At 61.8% G+C, this 24779-nt stretch carries 19 protein-coding genes and 2 pseudogenes; 11 read left to right on the top strand and 10 right to left on the bottom strand.

The window, feature by feature from the left end; genetic code table 11:
• Nucleotides 1-480: 480 nt before the first annotated feature.
• Together MKK51_RS21015 and MKK51_RS21010 are read right to left on the bottom strand one after the other, a co-directional pair.
• A complete protein-coding gene (locus tag MKK51_RS21015) occupies nucleotides 481-963 on the bottom strand; it encodes a hypothetical protein (protein WP_243980559.1) in 483 nt (160 codons plus the stop codon).
• Nucleotides 964-994: 31 nt separating this feature from the next.
• Entirely contained in the window at nucleotides 995-1867 is an 873-nt protein-coding gene (locus tag MKK51_RS21010; protein ID WP_243980557.1) for an IS1 family transposase, read from the bottom strand.
• A 106-nt stretch (nucleotides 1868-1973) separates the two neighbouring features.
• Between MKK51_RS21010 and MKK51_RS21005 the strand changes: the two genes are divergently transcribed.
• Nucleotides 1974-3236, top strand: a complete 1263-nt coding sequence (locus MKK51_RS21005) for an AAA family ATPase (protein ID WP_243980555.1) — start codon at nucleotides 1974-1976, stop codon at nucleotides 3234-3236.
• Nucleotides 3237-3446: 210 nt separating this feature from the next.
• Here the strand turns inward: MKK51_RS21005 and MKK51_RS21000 are convergent, their stop codons facing one another.
• Nucleotides 3447-3632, bottom strand: coding sequence for a hypothetical protein (locus tag MKK51_RS21000; RefSeq protein WP_243980550.1), 186 nt, complete (start codon nucleotides 3630-3632; stop codon nucleotides 3447-3449).
• 354 nt (nucleotides 3633-3986) lie between these two features.
• Here MKK51_RS21000 and MKK51_RS20995 point away from each other — a divergent pair, with 354 nt between their 5' ends.
• Both MKK51_RS20995 and MKK51_RS20990 read left to right on the top strand, forming a co-directional pair.
• Nucleotides 3987-5117: an FAD-dependent oxidoreductase gene (locus tag MKK51_RS20995; RefSeq protein WP_243980549.1), complete on the top strand. Its 1131-nt coding sequence runs from the start codon at nucleotides 3987-3989 to the stop codon at nucleotides 5115-5117.
• A 225-nt stretch (nucleotides 5118-5342) separates the two neighbouring features.
• On the top strand, nucleotides 5343-5567 hold the full coding sequence (locus MKK51_RS20990) for a hypothetical protein (protein ID WP_243980548.1): 225 nt from the start codon (nucleotides 5343-5345) through the stop codon (nucleotides 5565-5567).
• A gap of 359 nt (nucleotides 5568-5926) precedes the next feature.
• Here the strand turns inward: MKK51_RS20990 and MKK51_RS20985 are convergent, their stop codons facing one another.
• From MKK51_RS20985 to MKK51_RS20975, 3 genes are all read right to left on the bottom strand, one after another.
• Nucleotides 5927-7786, bottom strand: coding sequence for a glycoside hydrolase family 15 protein (locus tag MKK51_RS20985; protein WP_243980547.1), 1860 nt, complete (start codon nucleotides 7784-7786; stop codon nucleotides 5927-5929).
• A 104-nt stretch (nucleotides 7787-7890) separates the two neighbouring features.
• The gene (locus MKK51_RS20980; protein WP_243980546.1) at nucleotides 7891-8769 is read right to left on the bottom strand and encodes an SMP-30/gluconolactonase/LRE family protein; all 879 of its coding nucleotides are present in this window, start codon (nucleotides 8767-8769) and stop codon (nucleotides 7891-7893) included.
• Nucleotides 8770-11019: 2250 nt separating this feature from the next.
• Complete coding sequence (locus MKK51_RS20975) at nucleotides 11020-11973, bottom strand: LysR family transcriptional regulator (RefSeq protein ID WP_243980544.1); 954 nt, start codon at nucleotides 11971-11973, stop codon at nucleotides 11020-11022.
• 94 nt (nucleotides 11974-12067) lie between these two features.
• Here MKK51_RS20975 and MKK51_RS20970 point away from each other — a divergent pair, with 94 nt between their 5' ends.
• The 3 genes and pseudogenes from MKK51_RS20970 to MKK51_RS27630 form a co-directional block, all read left to right on the top strand.
• The gene (locus tag MKK51_RS20970; protein WP_243980542.1) at nucleotides 12068-12358 is read left to right on the top strand and encodes a hypothetical protein; all 291 of its coding nucleotides are present in this window, start codon (nucleotides 12068-12070) and stop codon (nucleotides 12356-12358) included.
• Nucleotides 12359-12389: 31 nt separating this feature from the next.
• Complete coding sequence (locus MKK51_RS20965; protein WP_243980571.1) at nucleotides 12390-13868, top strand: aldehyde dehydrogenase; 1479 nt, start codon at nucleotides 12390-12392, stop codon at nucleotides 13866-13868.
• A 284-nt stretch (nucleotides 13869-14152) separates the two neighbouring features.
• A pseudogene (locus tag MKK51_RS27630) lies at nucleotides 14153-14740 on the top strand (LysR substrate-binding domain-containing protein); the annotation flags it as partial.
• Nucleotides 14741-14854: 114 nt separating this feature from the next.
• On the opposite strand, the gene MKK51_RS20955 reads toward MKK51_RS27630, so the two are convergent.
• Nucleotides 14855-16015, bottom strand: a complete 1161-nt coding sequence (locus tag MKK51_RS20955; protein ID WP_409565742.1) for a serine hydrolase domain-containing protein — start codon at nucleotides 16013-16015, stop codon at nucleotides 14855-14857.
• 114 nt (nucleotides 16016-16129) lie between these two features.
• Between MKK51_RS20955 and MKK51_RS20950 the strand changes: the two genes are divergently transcribed.
• Entirely contained in the window at nucleotides 16130-16762 is a 633-nt protein-coding gene (locus tag MKK51_RS20950) for a TetR/AcrR family transcriptional regulator (RefSeq protein ID WP_409565741.1), read from the top strand.
• Nucleotides 16763-16992: 230 nt separating this feature from the next.
• A complete protein-coding gene (locus tag MKK51_RS20945) occupies nucleotides 16993-17559 on the top strand; it encodes a flavodoxin family protein (protein WP_243980529.1) in 567 nt (188 codons plus the stop codon).
• 65 nt (nucleotides 17560-17624) lie between these two features.
• Here MKK51_RS20945 and MKK51_RS20940 read toward each other — a convergent pair whose 3' ends face one another.
• Nucleotides 17625-18557: a LysR family transcriptional regulator gene (locus tag MKK51_RS20940; protein WP_243980527.1), complete on the bottom strand. Its 933-nt coding sequence runs from the start codon at nucleotides 18555-18557 to the stop codon at nucleotides 17625-17627.
• Nucleotides 18558-18637: 80 nt separating this feature from the next.
• Between MKK51_RS20940 and MKK51_RS20935 the strand changes: the two genes are divergently transcribed.
• Together MKK51_RS20935 and MKK51_RS20930 are read left to right on the top strand one after the other, a co-directional pair.
• Complete coding sequence (locus tag MKK51_RS20935) at nucleotides 18638-19648, top strand: zinc-dependent alcohol dehydrogenase family protein (protein ID WP_243980517.1); 1011 nt, start codon at nucleotides 18638-18640, stop codon at nucleotides 19646-19648.
• A gap of 8 nt (nucleotides 19649-19656) precedes the next feature.
• Complete coding sequence (locus tag MKK51_RS20930) at nucleotides 19657-20406, top strand: SDR family oxidoreductase (RefSeq protein ID WP_243980567.1); 750 nt, start codon at nucleotides 19657-19659, stop codon at nucleotides 20404-20406.
• 273 nt (nucleotides 20407-20679) lie between these two features.
• Here MKK51_RS20930 and MKK51_RS20925 read toward each other — a convergent pair whose 3' ends face one another.
• The gene (locus MKK51_RS20925; RefSeq protein ID WP_243980515.1) at nucleotides 20680-21108 is read right to left on the bottom strand and encodes an integrase core domain-containing protein; all 429 of its coding nucleotides are present in this window, start codon (nucleotides 21106-21108) and stop codon (nucleotides 20680-20682) included.
• A gap of 260 nt (nucleotides 21109-21368) precedes the next feature.
• Nucleotides 21369-24404 carry a rhamnan synthesis F family protein gene (locus MKK51_RS20920; RefSeq protein WP_243980565.1) on the bottom strand — a complete coding sequence of 1012 codons (3036 nt, stop codon included), beginning with the start codon at nucleotides 24402-24404 and terminating at the stop codon, nucleotides 21369-21371.
• Between the two features lie 292 nt (nucleotides 24405-24696).
• Here MKK51_RS20920 and MKK51_RS20915 point away from each other — a divergent pair.
• Nucleotides 24697-24779: pseudogene (locus MKK51_RS20915) on the top strand (IS5/IS1182 family transposase); the annotation flags it as partial.

Genomic DNA, 24779 nt, shown 5'->3' with positions numbered 1-24779 from the left:
CAGGTAAAAAATGCCCATTGCCGCCCTCCCGGAGGCAGAGATTGTTCGCTGCTCGTTTCGGCGACTTATGAGTAAATGTTCCAAAATAATAAAATCACAAAAACGTTTGCTGATTGCCACTTTGTCCCTTCGATGTGAGGTAATCTGGCAATGCGACGGATTGTAGTGGGCGCGACGCCGCCTCCTGTTCGATTTTATGATTCAGTCCCCTCTCGTCTGAAGATCGACGCCAAACCGAACAGCAAAGCAAATACAAATATCGATCATCGCCGAACAAATGAACGATTGGATCTTGATAAAAAGGCCGCTTTCGTACGACGGCCCCTCGAAAGAAGACAGACGGATTTCCATACAAAACCGGTTGTTGAGCGGACGGACGGGTCCCGACCCATGTCTGGCATCCGGAGAGGCGGTGAGGCCTTCCCGAAAGCGGTCACGCGTCGGCTGCCGCAGAAAAGCAGTGCACGATGGGGTAGTGTCTCAGTTTGAAATTTGCCCAGCATTCGGTCGGGAGCCATTAGGGTTCGCGAGACCATCCTGCGGATGGGTGGCCACTGGCTGTCGTTCTGACTTGAAGGTGTCGTTTAATATCGCAGCATCGTGAGTGCGAACAATATCTATGTAATTCTCAATTTCTTTCGATGGACTATCGCCTGCTTTGATTTTTAAATACAATATATCTAGTTCATTTCTAGTAATTCTATTCGCTTTCCACTTGCGCTCAAACCCACCAAAAACACCAACCGCAGCAAGTATAGAACCGGATAATGCAATTAACGGTATATAATCTGAAAGCTTCACACCATAAAATTGCGTATCCTTCCCGGCGATTGCCGCTACAACAACGCCTGTAATTGTCGAGATGCCAAAGGCCAAGTGAAACATTGTGCTCCACGCTCTGCAACCTCTGTCTGCCTGATGCCGGCGTTTTAAAATTTCGGTTTCGAGTTCTTTATTTGTCATAATTTCCTCAATATATTAATATGTTTAAAGTCTATTTGATTTTGTACGGCCCGCGCTTGCCTAGTACAGGCGCAGCCGCCTCTACCAGAGCCGCCACGTCTTCAATGCTCCAAAGCCGATCCGACACGCCAGCGGCCATTGCCGGGCTCATCCGATGCTTCTTGTGCATTTTCACGAAGTTGTACCAGACCGTGTAGAGCGCGACCATATGAGCGTGGTTCTCGAACTTTTTCGAGAAGCCGTTCGAGAGGCGGGTGAACCGCTTCATCTGCATCCGCATCGTGAGGTTCTGGCGCTCGACGTAGGACGTGGAGACGTGCGCCTCGTCGGGCGACCCGGTCGCGGTGGTCTTCTTGATACCGGTACATTCGGCGGGGCTGTAGCGGCCTGTGGTGCCGCCGGGAGCAGGGCCATAGAGTTTCACCAGCATGGCGTAGTCCACGTCCGCACCGAACGCTCCCTCGACGGCTTCGAGGTAGGCTTTGTGCCCGTCCGTGGTGAGCTGGACGCGCTTCGTCAGGCGGCCCGCCAGATCGCCCATGAAGGCGTCGGCATACTCGGTATCGCGGCCACCGACGAGGTAGGACACGATCAACTTGGAATCAGCGTCGAGAGCCGTCCACGTCCACACGTCGCCAGCGCCCTCAGGAGCGGCCTTAGCGGCGGCGACGTTCTTCGCCTTCGCGTAGCAGTAGGACCAAATCTCATCGCACTGAACGCGCTCGGCAGCGACGCCGCGCACGTTCTGATCATGGTAGGCGGCACACGCCTTGCCGGCATCTTCAAGCAGCTTCGACACAGTGTTGATCGACACGTCCACCACACGGCTGATCGACCGCATGGAGGAGCCCTCGCAGAGCATGCTCAGGATTTGGACGCGCTTTGCGAGAGGCAGCTTGTTCATGCACTTTCATACTGAACTTTTATGCTTAGAATAAGCCAGCAGTAGCTCAATTGGGCTGTTAGTGATATCAGTGAGCCCATCAGTGATCGCACTAAGGGGGATAGTGATGGCGCCAGCATCCAAACCGAAGACTGACGAGGACTGGCGGGCGCTCCGTTTTGAAGCCAATCGGATATTCACACCTTCAACGCCCATCAGCGTTGCTCAATTGTTCGCCGGTAGATCGTCACAAATTAATAGCCTCTTAGACACCGTCGCGGAACGGGGGCGGCATGCTATAGTCTATGGCGAGCCTGGAGTTGGGAAGACGTCTCTCGCTCAAATCATACAACATATTGTTCCGACGAATGCTGAACGGATCAAGTATGTTAGGAAGTCGGCGGTTTCGTCAGATAATTATTCTACAATATGGATGTCGATTTTCAAGGAGTTGCATTTTCTTGCGGACTTGGGGGAGGGTGAAAAACGGTATCCAATATCTGACCTATACAAGGATGGCGTCACCCCATCAGACGTTGTTCGAGAGTTGGCGTTCTTTGGTGAGGATTTGATTCCAATTATTGTTATTGATGAGTATAATCTCATCAAAGATAAAGACTCGTCAAGACAAATGGCGGAGACGATTAAAGCTGTTTCAGACGCATCAGTAAATGTTACAATCATAATTGTAGGTATCAGTGATACGGTCGAGAACTTAATCGACGGCCATGCGTCGATAGGTAGGTGTTCAGAAGAGGTTTTGATGCCTCGAATGAACAGCCATGAGATGCAATTACTGATCGAAAGCCGTATGATAGGGCTAGGCATGAAGATTAACGGCGATGCAAAGTGGAAGATAATAAACCTTTCGAAGGGCCTTCCTGCTTTTGCTCACAGCCTTGGTAAAGGCGCTGTTTTATCTGCTATTGATACAAGAAAGATGAGCGTAACAGAATATAACGTCGATCACGCCATTGAAACAATACTTGGAGGATCGCAAAACACGCTCAAAATGGACTATGAGCAAGCGATACGAAGCAATCAGGAACGGGCACGATTTAGACAAATCCTAACAGCTTGTGCATTGGCCGACACGGACGAAAGCGGATATTTTACTCCGAAGCAAGTGCAAGCTCCATTAGCTAATATCTTAAAAAAACCAATTGGTATTGATGGGTTTAATCCAAACCTTAAAGAACTTGCGAGCGCAAAGCGTGGCAATGTCTTACAGCAAATTGGATCAGAGAGAATATTCAGATATCGCTTTGCGAGCCCGGCTATGCAGCCATTTGTGATTATGAAGGGAATGCAAGATGGATTTTTAGATGAGAAGGCTAAATCCGCGCTTTCGGCCCCCGAGCAGGGGACGCTGTTTTCCAACGAGCTTTAGCGGCCTTCTCCGCTATTTCGGCGCGCCGCTCAGGCGTCATATTGATTGCTCGGGCATGACCACCCCTCCGGCCCATCTCAGCAGCGGCTTCGTTCTTCTTGGGAACGGAGCCGTAATCCTCCGGCTCCTCCTCGGTGGCGATGCGCATCACCTTTACGGCGTTGCCGATAGCGTCGGCGGGGCGCTTCTGGCCTTTAGGTCCGGTGGGCATTAGGCTGCGGTTCCGCTCTTAAAGCGAAGCGCATTCTGAAGCTGCGCGATAGCTTCTTGGATTTCTTCGACATGTTCCGTCGAAATGCGCCGATCGGCCTTGCCCACGTGCGCTGCGCTCTCCTTTAGGGCCTGTACCGTCTGACGGACGACCGTTGCCATGTCGGCATCATCGTGAATGATCATTAGCGCCTCCTGCTTGGCGCCAAGCATACGCCAGCGGGAGGTCTCGCGCGAGGGACCGGAACGGGAACGCGTGGCTCAACCGTTCGGGATCAATTTTCAAACTGAGACACTACCCACGATGGGCAGCGCTTGGCAGGTCTCGCCGTGGGGGCGGGAGATTGCTCGCCTAGGCGGTTGAAGTTAATCTCGGAGGTGCCGCGAAAAACGACCGCCCATCCTCGGCTGTCGAATACACGTCACCCCCGCCCCTCGCGTGGGTCGGCCAGCGTCTCCGAAGCAAATGCCCGACGCACGGGCAGCCGCAGTGATCAGCACCGACGCGTGCTGCGCGCCTGCGGTCTCAGGAGCGCATCCATGAGACAGTCGATCACGATCCTCGGCGCAGGTCCCGGCGGCCTGGCGCTGGCCCGCGTCCTCCACGTCCACGGGATTGCAGCAACGATCTACGAGGGCGAACCGTCGGCCGACGTAAGGACACAGGGCGGCCTGCTCGACATCCACGAACACACCGGCCAGATCGCCCTGAGACACGCCGGCCTCCATGACGATTTCCTCCATCTCGTCCGCCCCGGCGAAGACGCGAAGCGCGTGGTCGATCGGCACGGCACGGTCCTGTTCGACCGCCCCGGTACGCCCGTGGGGCATCGACCCGAGGTCGATCGCGGCGACCTGCGACGGATGCTGATCGCCTCGCTTCCCCCAGGGACGATCCGATGGGACCACAAGGCGGTGGCGGTCGCCGCATGTGGGGACGGGCGGCACGCTGTTAGCTTCGCGAACGGTGGGGCGGTCACGACGGATGTGCTCGTGGGCGCGGACGGGGCGTGGTCGCGGGTCCGCCCCCTACTCTCTGGGACAGCGCCCGCCTACACGGGCACCTCGTTCGTCGAGACGATCATTCACGACGGTGACGCACGCCTCAAGGCCAGCGCGGACGCCATTGGCAAGGGTACGCTCATGGCTGTCGCGCCGGGTATGGGTATCCTCGCACACCGCTATGCGGATGGGCGGCTCCACACATACACGGCTCTGAATAGGCCGGAGCCCTGGTTTGACGCCATCGACTTCGGCGATGTGGGCACGGCCCTGGCCCGTATCGCGGCCGAGTTTGCGGGATGGGCACCACACCTGACCGCCCTCATCACGACCAGCGACACGGATCCCGTCCTTCGTCCGATCTACGCGCTGCCCGTCGGCGACCGGTGGGACCGTGTGCCCGGTCTGACCCTCCTCGGCGACGCGGCGCACCTGATGTCGCCGTTCGCGGGGGAGGGAGCGAACCTTGCGCTCTACGACGGTGCCGAGCTCGCACGAGCGATCATCGCCTCGCCCGACAACTTGAACGCCGCCCTCACCCGATACGAGCGAGCCCTGTTCCCCCGAAGCGCGAAAATCGCCGACGTTTCTGGGCGGAACCTTGCCCGGTTCTTTGGCGCGGAGGCGCCTCACAGCGTAGCCGCGATGTTTGCTCCAAAGCTATCGTGAGCGTTCGGGATCGCGGCTGTCGCCGTCGACCCCCGAGGCCCGGCCGGTGATAGCCTCGGCCGCGAACGCAGGAACCAGTGACAGGACAAAGACGAGGGCGGGACAAGGAATCGGTTTCATCAATATCGACTATCGATTTGATCTGTTTGAATGATGGTGCACCGCAGCGCATATCCCTCTCATGAACCGGGGCGCAGGCCCCGAAACACCAGAGGGATCAGTATCATGACCGTTCGTAAAATCGTTCTTGCCGCTCTTGCCGCCGCCACCCTGACAGGTACGGCCATGGCTGAGGATCGCATCAACATCACGCCGACGCTCTACCGTGAACAGGCTCGCGTCACGGCATCGGTTCGTCCGGCTTCCGAGCTGACGACCACGCCGTCCCTGACCCCGCGTGCCCCCGCGACCCGGCGCCTCGTTGCCGACGCGGACGCCACGACCCGTTAAGACGGCTTCTCGGCCGGCTTATACCAGACCTCGATGAGTCTGACTCATCGAGGTCTGCCCGCGCGACTGCGCGGCGGCGGTCGTCCGCCGGACCTCACTGACCCTGACCTATGGGTCAGAGTGAGTGAGACTTGGTATTAGAGCGCTCTCCGCCGAAGTGGATGTCGGTTCGGCGAAAAAGAGGGCGACACAACAAAGATCGAGAGCTGCGCCCGACCCAACGTGGTCGGGCGCAGCTCTAGTCGTGAGCTTTCAGGAGGTTGTCCATCCGGTCTGAACCGAGGACGCTGGAGTTGCGAGGCTTCAGCGATCCCGGAGAGCCCGGATGAACACCCATCAGCATGCGCGATTGACGGACGTCAGCTCGCACGTCGGATCACCGGGGCGGCGCGCGCCTCGGTCTCGCGGAGCGAACGGTCGGCATAGGTGCCGTGCACCGCGGCCCGGCCGCCATGGGCGTAGAGGTCGAGCACCAGGGCGGAGTGGATGAAGGCCAGGTGGCTGAAGGCCTGGGGGAAGTTGCCGAGGAAGCTCTGGTCCTCTGCCACCTCTTCGGCATAGAGGCCGACATCGTTCTGCAAAGCCCGCAGGGCCGCGAAACGCGTCTGTGCGTCCTCCTCCCGGCCGAGCCAGGCCAGGGCGTCCACGAGCCAGAAGGCGCAGATCAGGAACGTGCCTTCGTGCCCCGGCAAGCCGTCGTCGTTGCGATAGCGATAGACGAGCGGACCGTGGCCGAGTCGGTCGATGACGGTATCGACGGTGCGGGCGAAGGCCGTCTCGTCCACGGGAAAGCCCACCATGGGGGCGATCAGCACGGCGGCGTCCACGTCGTCGCTGCCGATGAACTGCGGATAGTAGCCGTGCGGGTGGATGCCCTCGCCGTTGACGCGCTCGACGATCCGGTCCCGCTCGGTGCACCAGTCCGGCCGCTCGCCGAAGAGGCGGATGGCCCGGTCCAGCGCCACCCAGTTCATGATGGCGGCATGAAGGTAGTGCTCCTCGGGCTTGCGCGGCTCCCAGAGCCCGGCATCCTTCTCGTGCCAGTGGGCGGCGGAGAAGTCCGCGAGGCGGATCGCCTGGTCCCGCGCCGCGTCCGAGATGGTGCCGCCGAGACGCTCGTAGAGGTAGAGCAGGTCGAGCACCTGGCCGTAGGCGTCGCTCTGGTGCTGCTCGGACGCCAGGTTGCCGTGGTTGACCGGGCGGCTGCCGCGCCAGCCCTCGAAATGCCCGATCTCGCGCTCCGTCAGGTCCGCCTCGCCGGCAACCGCATAGAGCGGCCGGAGACCGCCGCCCTCACGCTCGGACAGGGTGCTGACGAAACCGAAGAACGCCTCGGCCTCCGCCACCATGCCGAACTTCTTCAGGACGTAGAAGGAGAGGCAGGCATCCCGGATCCAGCAGAAGCGGTAATCCCAGTTGCGGACGCCGCCGATGTCCTCGGGCAGGGAGGTGGTGGCAGCCGCCACGATGGCGCCGCTCGGTGCGTAGGTGAGCGCCTTCAGGGTCAGGGCGCTGCGGGTGAGCTCGTCGGCGAAGGGGCCGTCATAGAGGGCGCCCGCCGCCCAGCCGGCCCAGGCCCGGCGGGCCCGCTCCATCAGGTCGCGCGCCGCCGGAACTCCGCCCGCTCCCACACCGTCGCGCCAAGCGCTCCGCTTTGTGCCGCGCGCGTAGAGGGCGAAGCGACGTGCCTCGCCGCCTTTCACGGTGAAGCGCGCGACGGCCCGCCCGTCCTCGGCGGCAAAGCCCGTTTCCGACACGAGGCTGGGCAGGCCCTCGCCCGTGATGAGGCCGTCCGCGATGGCGAGGTCGGCGAAGGTTTCGGCGAAGCCCGCCAGGGGCCGGTAGTCGGCCCGAACCGGCACGGCACCGGAGATTCCGGCGACGAGGCGGATCAGGCTCGGATGTGCCTCCCCCGGTTCCGGCGCGACCATGAAGTCGTGAAGCGTCAAGACGCCTGACGCCGTCGTGAAGGTCGTCTCCAGAATGTTCGTGCAGGCGAGATACATCCGCCGGGTCTCGAAGGGCTCGTCGGGCTGCACGACGAAGAAGCCGCCGCGGGTCCGGTCGAGGAGCCGGGAGAAGACCGGCTCGGCATCGAAGCGCTCCAGGCAGGCCCAGTCGATGGAACCGTCCCGCGCCACCAGGGCAGAGCCATGGCAATTGCCCAGGAGGGCATAGTCCTCGATCCGTTGGTAATCGCGCGCGTCGGGCGTCGTCATGAAGGCAATGGTCTCCTGTGGCGCGCCGATGCATGGCGCCGGTGTGCCCGCGTCTCACGGCGGGGAGCGGGGTCATGGGCGTCGAGAGCCCCGGACAGACGGTCTTACGGCGCGAGCCGGAAGGCGGGCTCGAGCAGGCCGCGCATTCCGGCCGCGACCAGGAGGGTGCGCCCGTGCTCGGGATCGGCGTCGCGCTCGTCCCGGCTCATGCCCTCATAGGCGCTGGTGATGAGCAGGCGATCGAGATCGGGTCCCGCGAAGGTCGGGCACGAGGGGCGGGTCACGGGCAGGGGAACCGTGCGCACACGCTCGCCCTCCGGGCTGTAGGCATCGATGCAGGACGCCCCCCAGCGGGTGCACCAGATCCGGCCCTCTGCATCGACCGCCGCGCCGTCGAGACCGCCCTCCCCGCCGCGATGATCGTAGAGCGTCGCCGGGTCGCCTGTCGGCAGGCCGGTACGGGGATCGAGGCTGACGCGCTTGAGCAGACCCGCATCGGTGTCGGCGAAGTAGCCGGTCGCCCCATCGGGCGAGAAGCAGATGGCGTTCGGGATGGTGAGGGATCCATAGAGCCGCGTCACCCGTGTGCCGGCGACGTGGTAGATCGCGCCGCGGCCCGGCTCGGCCGCGCGGCTCATGGTGCTGATCCAGAGGGCGCCGCTGGGATGCACGCGGCCGTCGTTGGAGCGGGTGCCTGCATCCTCCGGCTCCAGCGGACAGAACAGCGTGAGCTCTCCATCCCCCAGCCTGCGCAGGTAAAGCCCATCCTCGGCGGCGAGGAGGTGACGGGTCTCGTCCACCGCCGCGACGGCGCTCGCCATAAAGGGAAGGCTGTGCCGGCGGGACGTGCCGTCCTGAAGCGGCATCTCGAACAGGTGCCGCTCCAGGATGTCGACCCACCATGCCGTGCCGGTACGCGGATCGTAGCAGGGGCCCTCGCCGAGATGGCAGCGGTGCGGGTCGAGGATCGTGATGGGGTCCATGCTCGGTCCTTATCGGTGGAGCGGATCGCGGAGGTCGGGCCGTTGCGTGGGTGCTTTGCGGGCTCATGAGGGAACGGTCAGGCCGCTCGGCGCGGTGCACGGTGCGGTCACCCTCGTCTCAGCCCGCCTCCTGTCCCGGTGAGACCCGGCCTGCGCGCGAAGGGTGCGCGCGTCCATGACCGTCCCGCAGCCGGAACCGGGGCATCGACCTCCATGAGCACGAGGCGGGATTGCCTGTCGATCGGAGCCGATGATGTCGCGAGGGGACGAAGGAACGTGAGGCGGCCGCTCCGGTGGATCGACCCCGAGGCCCCCTATCGGGGACCGCCGCCACGACGCATCGCGATTTCCTGGCCTTCCCGGTTCAAGGCGCCCGAGGGTGCCATCGTCTCGTTCGGGACCGACATCATCCCGGTCCCGGCGGTCCGCGACGCAGGTCTGTTCTCACGCGGGTCGCCAGCGGCTCGCTTCCAAGCGAGGGCATGGCGAGCGCCCGATACCGTCTCGCTGCGGGCGCGAGCGTTTCGGCGGCGCTCACTCTCCTTGCTGACGCGTTTGACCGCCGCGGCAAGGAGGGCGGCCTTCTCGCGCGTCCCGGAATTGTCCGTCGCGGGCTGGGCACCGGCCGGGGCCGATTTTCCGCGCACCTCACGGCGTTGTCGGCGAGACACATCGCGCGCACGGTCCCGTCGTTCCCGCAGCAGCCGGATCAGGTCGGACAACCCGGCATCGTCCACCGCATCCAGTCCGGGCCGGCGGGAGCGGCCGACGAGATCGTTTTCGCTCGCATCCAGCAGACGGGCTTCACGGCGTCGCGAAACAGACATTCATCCTCCAGCTGTTGCGAATTGTGGTGCGGCAACACCCATCGAAGGAGAAACGTTGCCTGCCGTCACACCAGTCGGTCGACGTGTTGTGCGATCTCATCCCAACCCTGCAGGCGCTTGGGATTAACACGCCTCTCTCGGACGTGGAGAGTGCTGCCGGGAAGCACGATCCAACCTTATTTTCTTCGCACGACCCTACATGCCGTCGAAATCTGGAAATGATCATTGGGACAGGACTTGGCCTGTTCCGGTTTGGTGGCCCGGGTGCGACGTTGGGGGGCGTCAACACTTGAAAGGCCCCCTGCAACCGCTCCAGCACCGCGAACGCCGCATGGTCGGCCTTGCGCGGTCTCACGAAAGCGGCCGGAGCTGCAGGCTCCGCAAGCGTGCCTCACAAAACTCCCGGTCACCCTCGGTTCCCGCTCTGAGCACGGCGGCGCGGCGGGAGTTTTGTGAGAGGCACTCAATGCCTGAGGACACGGTCATCGGGATGGTGAGTGAACGGCGATGGGTTATCCGCGCCCGAACAGAGCAACGAAGGCATGGACCACGCTCGCTCCGCCTATGGGAGCAACGAAGAGGAGCATCACGTTCAAGCCGACGATCCAGATCACTGCTCGCTCCTGCCCTTTGGTGAGAGGAGGCTTGCGAGCTGGCGGCTCCCACGATGGTTCTCTCGGCGGCTTCCAGCCATCGTCAAGGAACATCGGGCGCCTCGTTGCAGGCTAGGACCGCAGGCCATCGCGGACGACATCGTCATGGTAGGGCGTGCCGGTGTGCCGATGCAATCACTCCCATCGCGGGTGGGGGATATCAGCCTCGTGCCATCTCATACCAAGTCTCACTGACCCTGACCCATAGGTCAGGGTCAGTGAGGTCCGGCGGACGACCGCCGCCGCGCAGTCGCGAGGGCAGACCTCAATGAGTCAGACTCATCGAGGTCTGGTATCAGGCACCGTCCTGCGCAACTCGAACGGGGCCAGGGGGGAATCGTCGTCCCGAACGCGTCGATGCCGTCTCACATTATTTCTGGCGAACAGTCCGAACGGTTCAGGCGTACAAGAGCATGGGTGGGTTCGTGGCTTGTCGGTAGGAGCCTCGAGGCGACACGAGGGTTCGATTCCCGGTCCTCCGCCGCATTCTCGCAGCCTTCATCTCATATTACAGTTTCGCGCGACAGAAGTGCGTCCGAGCATCCGCTAAGTGTCTGAAATCGCATGATTTCGGTGGTAGGCGCGGAATGTCCCCCCCTTCCGCCAGCCCCGCCGATTATCCGCCATGGCGCGCGATTCTGCGCGATGACTACGCAAACGCTGCCGATTGCCGCATGACAATCCAGTGCGCCGGTCATGACGAGAATGCCGCGGATGTTGGCTCTCACGCTAAAGCATTGTCCGTCATCTCTGGATCACGGACAATGCTCTCACCTGCTGTGTGGTCGCATTGTCTTCACGCGAGCCGGCATCCACCTCGCTTGAAAATGCTTTAAGCGCCGCATCGCCGATGCCGCCGCGTAGATCAGATCGATCACCGCGCGCGCGTCCGAAACGCGGCGCAGGACATGAACGGGCACCGACAAGGGAAACCGCGGCATAGGCGTGAGCACGACATCGGGACCGGCGACATGCCGTAGACTGTCCTGCACCATCGCCAATCCCAGCCCGGCTCCCACCAGGCCAAGCCGCGTGATCAGATCGTCCGCCTCGTGTCGGATGTCGGGCATGAACCCCGCTGTGGCGCAGGCGGCAAGGAATTCGGCACGCGCATCGGTATTGGCTCGGCGCGGGGCGGCGATCCAGACACGGCCGTCGAGATCCTCCGGCCGGAGCGTCGCTTGGCGCGCCAGCGGATCGGCTGCGGGGATCGCCAAGAGTAGCGGGTCGTTGCAGATATGGACGCCGATCAGGTCATCATCGTCGCCGGGCGGCGTATGGACGAACGCCAGATCGATCACCTGTTTACGCAGCGCCTGGACCTGATCCGCACTGCGCATCGCCCGCAGCGTAATCGCGGCGCGCGGATGGCGAGCTATCAGATGCCGCAGGGCGCCGGGCAAAACGCCGGTATGCACCGCCGCCTCGACATAGCCGATCGTGATGGGTGCATCGGCGCCGTGCGCGCGCATCGCGATCCCGGCCTCGATGCGGGCGCCGTGATCGAGCAAGGCGCGGGCTTCATCCAGGAACATCCGACCCTCTGGGGTCAGCCGAAGCCGCTGTCGGCGCCGCTCGAACAGTGCGACCCCCAGTCGTGCCTCCAGGCCGGCAATCTGGCGGCTGAGCGGCGAGGCCGACATGTTGAGTCTGGCTGCAGCCTCTCCGATATGCTCGGTTTCGGCCACCGTGACGAAGCATGCGATCTGGTGAAGGTTGAGCATGCTGCGACCAAAACAGTCCGAACTGTTGCAAAGCGTGTCCTGGATCGAAGCATCACGCAAGGCGATCTTGGAGTCTCACGATCCGGAGGCCGTCATGCAATTCATCACCTTGTCCCGCCGCAGGTCCGAACAGTTCACTGACGCCGACTTCGCACCGCATCTCGAAGCGGAGGCGCAACGGGCGCGGCAACTCTATCTCGATGGGTTCATCCGGCAGATCTGGCATCGCGGCGACGAGGGCGGAGCCTGCCTGCTGATCGAGGCGGTCGACGAAGCCGCGGTCCGCGTGGGCTTGCAGACCCTGCCGCTGGTGGCCGCCGGCATGCTGGAAGTGACCGCGATCGTGCCGCTGCGCCCCTATGCCGGGTTCGGACCGAGGGCGTGACGGTCCCTTCGGTGAGACGGACTGGAAGGTGATGAAGACATATCGGCTCCTGATCGATGGGCGCTGGTGCGACCCGGCTTCGGACGAATGGTTCGAGTCGATCGAACCCTATTCGGGCAAGGCGTGGGCCCGCATCCCCCGAGGGGCCGCCGAGGACGCCGACCGGGCGGTCGAGGCCGCGGATCGGGCGTTTCGCAATCCGGAGTGGGCAAGACTCACAGGGACCGCTCGGGGAGCGTTGCTGCGTCGGCTCGCGGATCTGATCGAGGCGAATGTCGATCTGCTGGGCGCGGTCGAGCAGCGCGACAACGGCAAACCAATGGCCGAGGTCAGCGGTCAAGTGCGCACCGTCGCACAATGGTTTCACTATTACGCCGGGCTTGCCGACAAGATCGAAGGATCGGTCGTGCCGATCAACAAGCCCGACGTCTTCAACTATGTGAAGTACGAACCGCTCGGCGTCGTCGTCGCGATCACGCCGTGGAACTCACCGCTGGCGCTCACCACATGGAAGATGGCGCCAGCTTTGGCGGCGGGCAACACCCTCGTCATCAAGCCGAGCGAATACACGTCCGCATCGTTGCTGGAACTCGGTCGGCTGGCGCTGGAGGCGGGTTTTCCGGCCGGCGTGGTGAATGTCGTTACGGGATACGGTCCCGAGATCGGTGAACCGCTCGTCGCCGATCAGCGTGTCGCCAAAATCGCTTTCACCGGCGGCGAGGCAGGCGGGCGGGCGGTCAACCTGGCGGCGGCGGCGGACTTCAAAGCGGTGACGCTGGAATTGGGCGGCAAGTCCCCCAACATCGTGTTCGACGACGCCGACCTCGAACAGGCGGTCAAGGGAGCGATCTCCGGCATATTTGGAGCATCGGGCCAGACCTGCATGGCGGGTTCTCGCCTGTTGCTGCACGACTCGATCCACGATGCCTTCTTGGAGCGGCTGATCGCTGCGGTGCGCGAGGCGCGGATCGGCGACCCCGCCCTGATGGAAACGCAGATCGGACCGATCGCGACACGCGCCCAGTACGACAAGATTTTGCGCATGATCGAAATGGCGAAGGCGGAGGGCGCGACCTGCGTCCTTGGGGGTCATTCCCTCGAAGGTCCCGGCTATGGCCAGGGTCAGTTCGTTGCGCCGACCATCTTCACCGATGTCCGCAACGACATGCGGATCGCACAGGAAGAGGTGTTCGGCCCGGTCCTGTGCGTGCTGCGGTTCAAGGACGAGGCAGACGCGATCCGCATCGCCAACGATGTCAGATACGGTCTCGCCGCCGGCATATGGACGCAGAACCTCCGTCGCGCGTTTGACAGCGTGGATCGGCTCGAGGCGGGCACCGTGTGGGTCAACAACTATCGCGCCACCAGCTTCACCACGCCGTTCGGAGGATACAAGCATAGCGGCATCGGGCGGGAGGGCGGCACTGAGGCGATCCGTGAATATCTGCAAGCCAAGAGCGTCTGGATCTCGACGCGTCCGAACCGAGCCAATCCCTTCGTGCTCGGCTAGAGCATTTTCAAGCGAGGTGGATGCCGGCTCGCGTGAAGAAAATGCGACCACACAGCAGGTTAGAGCGTTTTCCGTGATCCAGAGATTACGGAAAACGCTCTAGGTCGGACGATGGTGGTGTCCGCGATCCAACAGGCCCGCGCATTCACAAAATGCCGAATGCGAGATGAAAAACCGCCAATTCACGCCGACCATTCTACAGTGCGGCGTTCGTTGGCTATAGCGTAGACATAGCGCCCATCATCGTCGGGCGCGCGGCCCGCCAGCCCCGCCGATTCGACGCCATGGCGCGATATGCCTTTGCGCGCCCGTTGGCCGGCGGCGAGGAGACCGTGCTGCGGGTCGTGCTGGGCGATCTGTGTCCGCGGCCGTTGATCCTCGGCGCGCTCTCGGGATTCTCTTCCGGCCAATGGCACACCCGCCTGCCTCTCGACTATGAAGCCGTGACCGGCCCGTTCGAGGGGTTGCGGGAAGCAACGGCAGACCTGATCGTCCATCGCGCCGACGCCGCCAGCCACCTTTTCGAACGGATCGGGATTTGCGAGCTCCGGCTGGTGCCCGTCGCTGCGCCGGGCTTTCTGCCGGGCGCGCAGGACAGCGAGTTCGCTCCCCGGCATTTGCAGGCGCTCACGCAATGCGTAATCCGCGACACGGCGCGCCATGTCACGGCCGAGGATCACTTCCTGATCGAGGGCGCTCCGACCTGCTCCGCGCCGGACCACGCCATGAAGAAGGAACTGATCCTGCATGGCCTGGCATGGGGGCATCTGCCGGACTTCATGGCGGAGGCGGAATTGCGTGACGGCACGCTCATCAGTTTGCAGGGGCGCACCCTGCCGGGACGGACGGAAACACTGGCGGCGATGCGGCGCGCCGATCGGCGCCACGGCCCGGTTGCCGAAAAGCTCTGGGAGACGTTGACGGCGACGTTCCAACGGGCGCGACACCGCTCCGCATCGCTTCTTCGATCGTCTTATGGCGCGCGGTCACTCCGCGCTTCCGCCATAGACGGCATCGCGGATCGCGACGGGGAAGGCGCCGGACATACCCTCGAACGCCGTGTTGGTGAGCGCGAGCACCGTCAGCTGGCGGGCGGGGTCGACGAACCAGCTATGGCCGTAGGCGCCGCCCCACTGGATCGTGCCCGCCGACTGTGGCGTGCCCGCGCTGGCGGGATCATCGAGCACGGCCCAGCCATAACCAAAGCTCCAGCCGGAACCTTGCGTCTGCGCTTGCGGCCCGACTTGGTCGCGCATCATCGCGGCGACCGTACCCGGCGCGAGAATTCCACCGCCTCCCTTGCGGATCGCCTCCAGGAATCGCGCGATGTCACCCGCCGTGCCGACCATACCCGCGCCGCCCGAAGGATAGGAGGCAGGGTCGAGCGCCCGGCTCGGCGCGAACCGGACGCCGCCCTCCCCGAGCGGCACGAAGAGACCATCAGTCATGCGGACGGGTTCCGGCTTGCCATCGGCATAGGGCACGGCCAGTCGCGAGCGATCGACAACGGCAAAGCCGGTGTCGCGCAGGCCCAGCGGTCCGGTCACCGCCGCCTTGACCGCCTCCGGCAGGCTCTTACCCGTTGCCTTCTCGATCACGGCGCCGAGCACGTCCATCCCGAGCGAATAGCGCCAGCCGTCCCCCGGGCGGAAGGCGAGCGGTGCCTGGCCGATGCGGCGGAGGTTTTCGGCGAGAGAGAGACCAGGCTGGTCGAGGCCATCGGAGATGGTCAGCCGATGATAGGCACCGCCTGCCGGTTCCAGGAAAGCGTAGCTTAAGCCGGAGGTGTGCGTCAGCAACTGTCGTAGCGTGATGACCGGTGCCTCGCCGTCCGGCAGGCGCGGCCTGAAATCCGGCAGCCACTTCGTCACCGGATCATCGAGACCGACGCGCTTGTCCTCGACCAACCGCATGAATGTGGCCGAGACGATCGGCTTGGAAATCGAGGCGAGGCGGAAGATCGTGTCTTCCCGCATCGGTTTCGCCGTCTCACGATCGGCGAAGCCGGCGGCGCGGTGATAGATGACCTTGCCATCGCGCACGACCACCACGACCGTGCCCACGATGCGCTTGTCCGCGATCGCCTGTTCCACCACGCGATCCAGCCGGATTGTCATCGCCGGATCGGCAGCGGCCGCACTGGGCATGGCGGTGGCAACCGCAATCGACGCGATGGCCGCAAGGGGCATGTGCATGGAACTTGCCCTCGGATATGAGGATCGATCGATCCTGAATATCCGAGCGCGGAAATAATTTATAGAGTGGTCACTGTGAAAAATAACGGAGCCGTCGTGCCGCGCCCGCGCGGACGCCCTCGGGCCTTCGACCGGGACGAAGCCTTGGCTGTCGCCGGCAACACGTTCTGGCGGCTCGGCTATGAAGGCGCGTCGATCTCCGACCTGACGAGCGCGATGGGGATCACGCCGCAGAGCCTCTATGCCGCCTTCCGGTCCAAGGCCGATCTCTACCGCGAGGCGCTTGACTGGTATCAGCGCGAGATCGGCGCCGTCACGACCGAGGCGCTGATGGACAGCGATGCCATCGCCGCGTTCGAGCGCATTCTGACCGAGTCAGCGCGCGAGTTCTGCCGGTCGGATCGCCCGCGGGGCTGCATGATCTCGACGGCCGTGCTCACCTGCGCCACCGAGAATGATGCGGTGGCGGCAAGGGTCGCCGGTCTGCGGGATGCGACATTGGCCGCGTTCCACGCTCGCCTGCAGCGTGGCGTCGATGACGGCGCGCTCCGGCCCGATACCGATGTGGGGGCGCTCGCCCGATTCATCGGCGCGCTCGTGCAGGGCATGTCCGTGCAGGCCCGCGATGGCGCGAGCGAGGCCGATCTGGCCGGCATCGCGCGCCTCGGTATCGCCGAACTGCATCGTCATCGGGCCTGAGCGCGCATCACGTCCCTTAAGCTGAAGGATGCGCCGTGGCGCCGATCGGTGATATAAGTTCGAGTATGATTTCAGACTTAATCACGGCTCTTCCTGCCGCGTCTAAATCTAGGCCCCTTCCCGCTGGGGCGCTGCATCTTGCGATGAAGTTACTCCCTGCGTCGATGTAAATGCTGCGCCTATCGTTGGAGAAAAAGGCGGCATGAGCCGTGCGACGCGGGGCGGAAGCGGTGGGCACGGATGTCGCACTGCGTTTTCTCGACGATCATATCTCCGGCTTCCTGCGCGATTGCCGGACGTGCCGAGGTCCGGACGGCGCATGCACGATCGCCGATGGATACCGTGCGCTGTTCTTCGAGGAGTTCCTGCCCGCACGCGCCGTCGTGTTCTGCTCGCCGATCTATTGGTACGGCTTGTCAGCCCAGACGAAGGCATTCTTCGACAGGAGGCTCTGTCACGATGCGGCGTCCAATCCGAGCTCGGAGCGCGTCCTGCGAGCGATGTCGGGCAAGCGCCTCGGGGTGGTGCTTGCATCGGAGGAGACCTATCCGGGCGCCGCGCTCGGCATCGTGCATCAGATGCAGGAGTTCTCACGATATACGCATTCGGATTTCGTCGGCGTCGTGCGCGGTGTCGGCAACAGTCGCGGCGAAGTCCGCAACGATCCGGACGATTCCATCCGGCAAGCCGAGCGGCTCGGCGCCGAAATCCTCGACCGCGCCTATTCCGATTATCGGCTGGACACGAAGCGGGCCCCTGTCGTGTGGCAGGAAGCGTCAGGAACGGGAGTGACGTGACCGCGCGGAGGGAGCGAACACAGTGCGTCGCGCCAAAGCCGAGCCGTCTCCCCCGACACCGAGCCTCATGCCTTGGCGGGGCAGAACCATGGCGGATCGGGCTGGAACCGCGCTGCCAGCCAGTCGGAAAAGGCGCGGGTCTTGGTGGGCAGACCGGCAAGCGACGGGGTGACGATGTGGATCGCGCCTTCGTCCGGGATACGCCAGTCCGCCAGCACCCGTACCAACTCGCCGGACGCCAGTTGCCGCGCCACCAGCCAGTCTGTGCCGTAGAGCAGGCCAAGTCCGGCGACCGCAGAATCGACCAGGACCTCCGCATCGTCACTCGCCAGCGCGCCTTCGATCGGCACCGTCAGCAGGCGGTCATCGACGTCGAGAAACTCCCACACGGCCGGGTTGACCTTGCCGGTGTAGCGCAGACATGCGTGGCGCGCGATGTCGCCAGGCTGTTGCAAGGGTGCGGCGCGAGCGAGATAGCCGGGCGACGCGCAGACCAGCCGTCGGCGCGGGAACAGCCGTCGCGCGACGAGCCGTGAATCGGGCAGCACCCCCAGCCGCACCGCAAGGTCGAACTGTTCGCCGATGATGTCGACGAAGCGGTTGCTGAATTCCGCCTCGATCGTCACCTCGGGGTGCACTTTCAAAAAATCCGCGATCATCGGCGACAGCCACATTCTGCCGAAGCTGGTCGGAAGCGACACGCGCAGATGGCCGCGCGGCGTACCTTGCGCAAATGCGGCCACATCCCGATCGGCAGCCGTCAACGCGCGCAGCAGCGGTCTCACCCGATCCAGATAGGCCAGCCCCGCCTCCGTAAGCGTTACGCGTCGCGTGCTGCGCTCCGCCAGCCGGACACCGAGCCGAGCCTCCAGAGCCTGAACCCGCCGCGACACGATCGTCGGATCGCGCCCGAGCCGTCGTCCCGCCAATGCGAAACTGCCGGCATCCGCCAGGGTGATGAACGCTTCGATCGATTCGAGGTCGGCTGATTGCTGCATGATTCGCAGTTATCATCTGCATCGAAGACTTATTCCAGCACAAAATGCATCGTCCTACATTGGTCGAAAGGAGATCGACCATGCACGGCATCGAACTTGGCGGCCCCGCCATCACGACCATCAAGCGCGTTTCCGCCCCCGAACCCGGCCCGGTCGGCCATGGACAGGCGCTGGTACGGATGCGCGCGGCGGCATTCAACTATCTCGACCGCCTGGTCGCGACCGGCGGCTATCCCGGCGCGCTCTATCCCAATGTGCCGGTGGCCGATGGCGCCGGGGAAGTCCTTGCGATCGGCGACGGCGTCGAGAGCGTGCGCGTCGGTGATCGTGTCGCCGTCCACCCCAAGGCGCTGTGGATCGCGGGGGCCGTCACCGCACGCAACAATGGCGCGATGCGCGGCGTGACGATCCAGGGGTCGCTCGTCGAACTGGCGCTGGTCGACGCGGCCGCGCTGGTGGTGGCACCCGCGCATCTGGGGTTCGAGGCGATCGCCAGCCTGCCTATCCCGGCGACGACCGGTTGGAATGCGCTGAGCGCCGGCGAGGTCGGCCCCGGATCGACCGTTGTGCTGCCAGGCACCGGCGTCACCGCCCTGCAGACGCTGCAGCTGGCCAAGGCGGCCGGCGCCCGCGTTATCGTCACCTCGTCGTCGGACGAGAAGCTGGATCGCGCCCGGTCGATGGGAGCAGACGAAGGCATCAACTACCGCGCGATACCGGAGTGGCAGGATGAGGTCCTGCGCCTCACTGATGGGGTCGGAGCCGATCTGGTGCTGGAGACGACCGGCGCCGACACCTTCGCCCGTTCGCTGGCGGCCGTGCGGCATGGCGGCACGGTCTATGCAATCGGCTTCGTCACCGGGCGCGATACGCCGCTGGATGTCCTCATGGTCATCGGCAAGGCGATCCGGCTGATCGGCGGCAACACCGGATCGGCCGCCGATTTCCGCGCCGCGGCGAAGGCCATCGCCGCGCATGGTATCGAGCCGGTGGTGGCGCGCACCTTCGGCGTCGGCGACATTGCCGCCGCCTACGCGGCGCTGCTTGCCGGCGAGCACTTCGGCAAGATCGCCATCACGTTGGATTGGTGAGGAGCGGTATCATACGACTGCAAGGCAAGCATGCGCTCATCACCGGCGGCACCAGCGGCATCGGGCTGGAGACCGCAAGGCAGTTCCGCGCCGAAGGTGCGGTGGTGGCGATCACCGGCCGGTCCGCGGCGGGGCTTGAGGCGGCACGGCGCGACCTCGGTGATGACGTGTTGGCGATCCGGAGCGAAGCCGGTGACATCGCGGCACAGGAGGCTTTGGCCGCTCGACTGCTCGCGTCATGGCCCAGACTCGACGTGCTTTACGTCAATGCGGGCGACGTCACCCACCGCCCGCTGGCCGACTGGGACGAGGCGACGTTCGATACGCTGATGGCGACCAACCTCAAGGGACCGTTCTTTCTGATCCGTGCCCTGCTGCCGCTGTTGGCTGATCCCGCCTCCGTCATCCTGTGCGGCTCCGTCTCCGCACAGATCGGGCTACCGCAATCGAGCGCCTATGCCGCGAGCAAGGCAGGCCTGCTTTCGCTCGCCCGGACCTTGTCGGGCGAATTCAAGGATCGGGGGATTCGGGTGAACGGCCTCAGTCCCGGCCCGACCGAGACACCGGCGCTCGGCAAGCTGGGGCTGGGGGATGAAGCAGAGACGGCATTGCGCGAGGAGATTCGGCAGCTCGTACCGATCGGCCGCCTGGGTAGGCCGATCGAACTCGCCAAGGCAGCGGTGTTCCTCGCCTCCGACGAATCCAGCTTCGTCGTTGGCACCGAATTGCTGGTCGATGGCGGCGTCGCCAATCTGTAAGAGTGATCGCCGCGCATGTTGAACGGTGCGGATATACGAAGCGGCCGAGGAACGGGCTACGTAGACAGGCCATGCGGCATTAGATGGCTATAACGTAGATGTGTTGCTCGTCATCATAGGGCGTGGCCTGCCAGGCCTGCCGATTGCGCGCTTTGGCGCGATATACTGCGAGATTGCTACACACTACCGAAGGACCATCATGCCGAAAATTGACACAGCAGCCATTTCGCCCAAGCTTGGCAGCGATTGACCTTGCCCCCTGTTTGCCCCTGTTCATAACCAGAATCCGTTCTGGTTCTGGTCCTGTCGGGACCGGGTTGCAAACGCGTTCGGGGTGAGCCCGCCAAGGCTCGTGTGAGGGCGGCAGGTGTTGTAGTCCACCCGCCACGCCTCGATGATGATCCGGGCCGCCGGCAGGCTCCGGACCAGATGCTCGTTCAGGCACTCGTCGCGCAAGCGCCCGTTGAGGCTCTCGACGAATCCGTTCCGTTGCGGCTTGCCGGGCGCAATGTGATGCCACTCGACCGCCGCCTTCAGACGCCGCGCGTCCGACCCCTCCATACCGCCGAAGCGCGAGCGCCACGTGTAGAACGTCGCGTCGCTGATGCCGTGGCGGCGGCAGATCTCAACCACCCGCAGCCCGGCTTGCTGCTTCTTCAGGATGCCGATGTTCTGTTCTTCGCTGAACCGGCTCCTCTTCATCGTCCGTCTCCTGGTCGACGGACCCCAGCTTCAGAACGAGGGCAAGCCAGGGGGCAAGGTCAGAAGTTTTCGATCGCTGTGGCGCAGATCTGAACACGTGCATGATTGCAGCGTAGCCGTGAAGAACCTATTCTATAACGCCTAATATCCGTGGCGGTCTCAGTTAAACTGACGCCGCCACGCTGTACGGCTTCACACCTTACTCGCCACCGTTCTTGATATTTGGAATCGCCTGTTTCAATTGGGCTGCTTGCTGAAGTTTAGTTAAACACCGCCAATTTGCCGTTGCCACAGAATTCATCCTCGACATGGAGAGTGTCTCCGACAGTCGGGGGAATATGAATTATTTTATCCGCCATCATCCGGAGGAATTCTTGAGGGACTGAAAGCTCGATATCTGCCATGATTAAATCGTACCCAAAGAGTTCGATCAATTCCTGGCAATACCTTAGGGCACCATCATGCATCGCTTCCAGATTTTTGACGTCAGATTCCGCAAGACTACTTTTCTTAAAGACTGGCTTGGGATCTTCATGTTTCCCAAAAGAAAGAACCTGCCCATGCGGAGCAGTCAAGAACGCTTCCATTAAGAGTGAATGCGCTAGCACGGGATCTGTTGAACTCCAAGCAGGAATATCTTCGCAGAAGCAACCAAACGAGACCCCTCCATTTACTTCAACGCCTGCTGCTGCATCAAACGAGCCCATGTAGAACCCAACGAGCGGTATTCCAAGAAGGACCTGAAGATTTTTCTGAATAGTAGCTGAATATCCTATGTCAACAATGGCAGAAACTCTAGATGCTACCATACCCTCTGATGAAGCATAGGCAGCGAGTGCTTGCGCTTCTGGAGAAACATGTGCGACAATCTCCTTCTCGATAAGATTGATGGCTAGTGTAACCTCTTGCTCGTCGTCAGGAAGGAGCACATCCCAGTCAGCGAACCCATAATCATTTGGTGCGTCGAGACCGATTCTACTCTTTAGTAGGTCGTGCAGGGTCCCACGGAAACCCGCCCCCGAAACGATCTGGCGGCTATCAAAACGTTTGGATTGTGCTGCGGCGATTGCACTTCGTCTTGAGGTATAGAAATAGCTCGAAGCGGGAAGGTTCTTCTCTGGGAACTTATTGAGGATAAATTCATAAATCTTATGAAGGATATAACCTTCCCTCGATAAAAAGAATAGATGATCCACCAATCGGGCTGCAGGGTGTCGGATTAACCAAGACATAAATAAGTATATAATCGGTCCATAGATGACGTATCCAACTTCTTCTGCATTGATTAGGGGCAGTGAACGCCAAGCGCGCCCGTCGCGAAACGGTGTGCCAGCGATCTTCAGCATGGCGGGACCGACAACCAAGTCTGCAGCCCAGCGCTGCCCGTCTTCGACCTTCCCTAAAGAGAAGCCATCCTGGATCATCTGAACGCCAGGATTCATGACATGAAAGAAGCGGAGGCCGCGATCGCAGGCTGCCTGAATATCTGAGTGCTCATTATCGCCTACGTGCAGCCACCCGTCCGGCGCATGCTCCTCGTGAGCTAGGACGTGGGTCCATAGATCCCCGCGGTCTTTCCGCTTCCCGATATGTGATGAGACGTAAATCTCGTCAAAGATATTCCGAATGCCCAGTACCTGCAAAATGGTGACGATCTCATCGTAGCTGTAGTAGGAGTCGGAGATGGCTACGATACGGCAACACGCCTGTTGGACTAGTGCGATCAGATCCGCCGCTCCAGGGCGCAGCCTCAGAAGGCCGGTATCCGTTGATCGTTCAAGGCGAGACGCATCCGCGATTGCTTCCCTAGTCCAGGCCTCATCCGTGGCGAAATGAGCGTAAATTTCATCCAGTGTGACGTCGCTCTTCCAATCCTTGCTTGCTCTAGCCTTGTTCTCTGCTTCTTTCCGACGGGGAAAAAAATCCGTTTTATTAGGAGCACCAAGATTTATCTTGTGTCCTACGAAGCGAAGAACAGCATCAGGCGTTAGTGCGGGCCGAACAATGAGTGTATCAAAAAGATCAAATGATACAAGATTTATACCTTTTATTTTCTCCGCGAACGAAATCAGCGAAGTCGAATTGTACTGCGACGCATTGCGCTCACTCCAATTGACATTGAAATGACCGTGTTGCGGATCGTGTTCTATAAAACCAAACCCGTTCGCCGCGGGAAGAATGCCGATTACTCTTTCAATAGCGTGCGCCAGCGTCCCATCGGTTTGTCCGCGCTCCTCGTCGAAATCGATATACTGGATATTTGATTCGAGAAGGGGACGTAGGGCTTCAACGCGAGCCCAAAACATGCCACCAACAGGAAAGTCAAAGTAGCCTGATCGCGGATATCGCCGGACACCTAACCTCTCAAGTAGCGCACTGCCAGATCCCAAATTAGAAAGCCAGTGATTTGCCCAATATGGCAGTCCGCGATACGGGGAGGTGTAAAACAACCCAAGCTTTTTGTCAGAATGGAACAGATTCAATAGCCCTTCTACGAGGAGGGGGGCTCCGATCAAACCATCGAAAATTGTTTGCCGCCAATTCGACTGCTCTGCTCCAGTATATAGCGACCGCTTCGTGTGAAGGTGAAGAACAATGTCGTGTGCGCATACCTCCTTTCCAAATGCCGGGAGTAAGGTTCCGAAATTTCGTCCTCTATTTGGAATGACTTTGCAACGCAGATCTGCATTCAGTTTAGCATCTGCGACCATCTGAACAATCGCCATCTCATCTTCATGACTTGGAATGCCGACTAAGAGTGTAAATCGATAAGGGAGGTTGCGTAGCCGCAAGGCGATTTCGGCAAAGATATTCGGGTAAAAAGAGTGGACGACAACAACGACGCTCATTTTTGCATCGACTATATTTGTCGTTATAAGTGAAATTCGCTGCTGGGTGCTGGAAATATTCGTAGTTGTTACGGTTTTGCCGAGCCGCCCCTCGTGACGGCCATGAGCCCAGAAATGAACGAGCGGATTCATTCCTCCGCGCGCCACGTCGGGGTTTTGCTTGAGATACCATGCGCTATCGAAAAGCGGCCCTGGGTTCAGGCCGAGAGCTGCGCCCTCGGTCAGGTAATGTTCAATCGGATCGGCGTCCGCACTCAGATCCGGCGCTTGAGTCCTCCGATACCAGTCGTGATCGAAAATTGCGCTGCTACGAACCGCGTTCAAATCGGCTTTCTTTGGTTTGCTACCGAGTAAACGACGCAATGTATCGAGACTCTTCACGATAGGGCGCATATTTACAGCCAATACAGCTTTGCTCTTGAGCCTATGGCAAAATTCCGAGCGCATGTCTTTCACCAACAACCTTGAAAGCTTTTCCAATACGCTTCAATGACCCGTCCATGTGAGAAAAGGTCGCGCTTGTAAGCTAACCTGCCACGTGTTTCGTAGCGATCCACACGAAGCCCTATCCGATGTGTATGCCTAAGGCGAGTGCCAACCATTTTCTTCTGAACGATCACTGCGATGTGCACTGGCAACGGCCGGTCAACCTCATACAGTTTCAGCATGACAACCGGCTTCGCCTAGGGCGTCTCTGCAAAGGGTTCACAGGCTGTGTGCTGGCCCCCATGTGATCGGGATGCGACGCTACGAACTGACCGATGCGCAGTGGGAGCAGATCGCCCCGCTGCTGCCTCCGCAGAAGCCGCGCACGGGCCGGCC

It is taken from the genome of Methylobacterium sp. E-045 (genome assembly GCF_022829685.1).
Lineage (GTDB): Bacteria > Pseudomonadota > Alphaproteobacteria > Rhizobiales > Beijerinckiaceae > Methylobacterium.
This window is presented reverse-complemented; position numbering and strand designations above follow the sequence as displayed.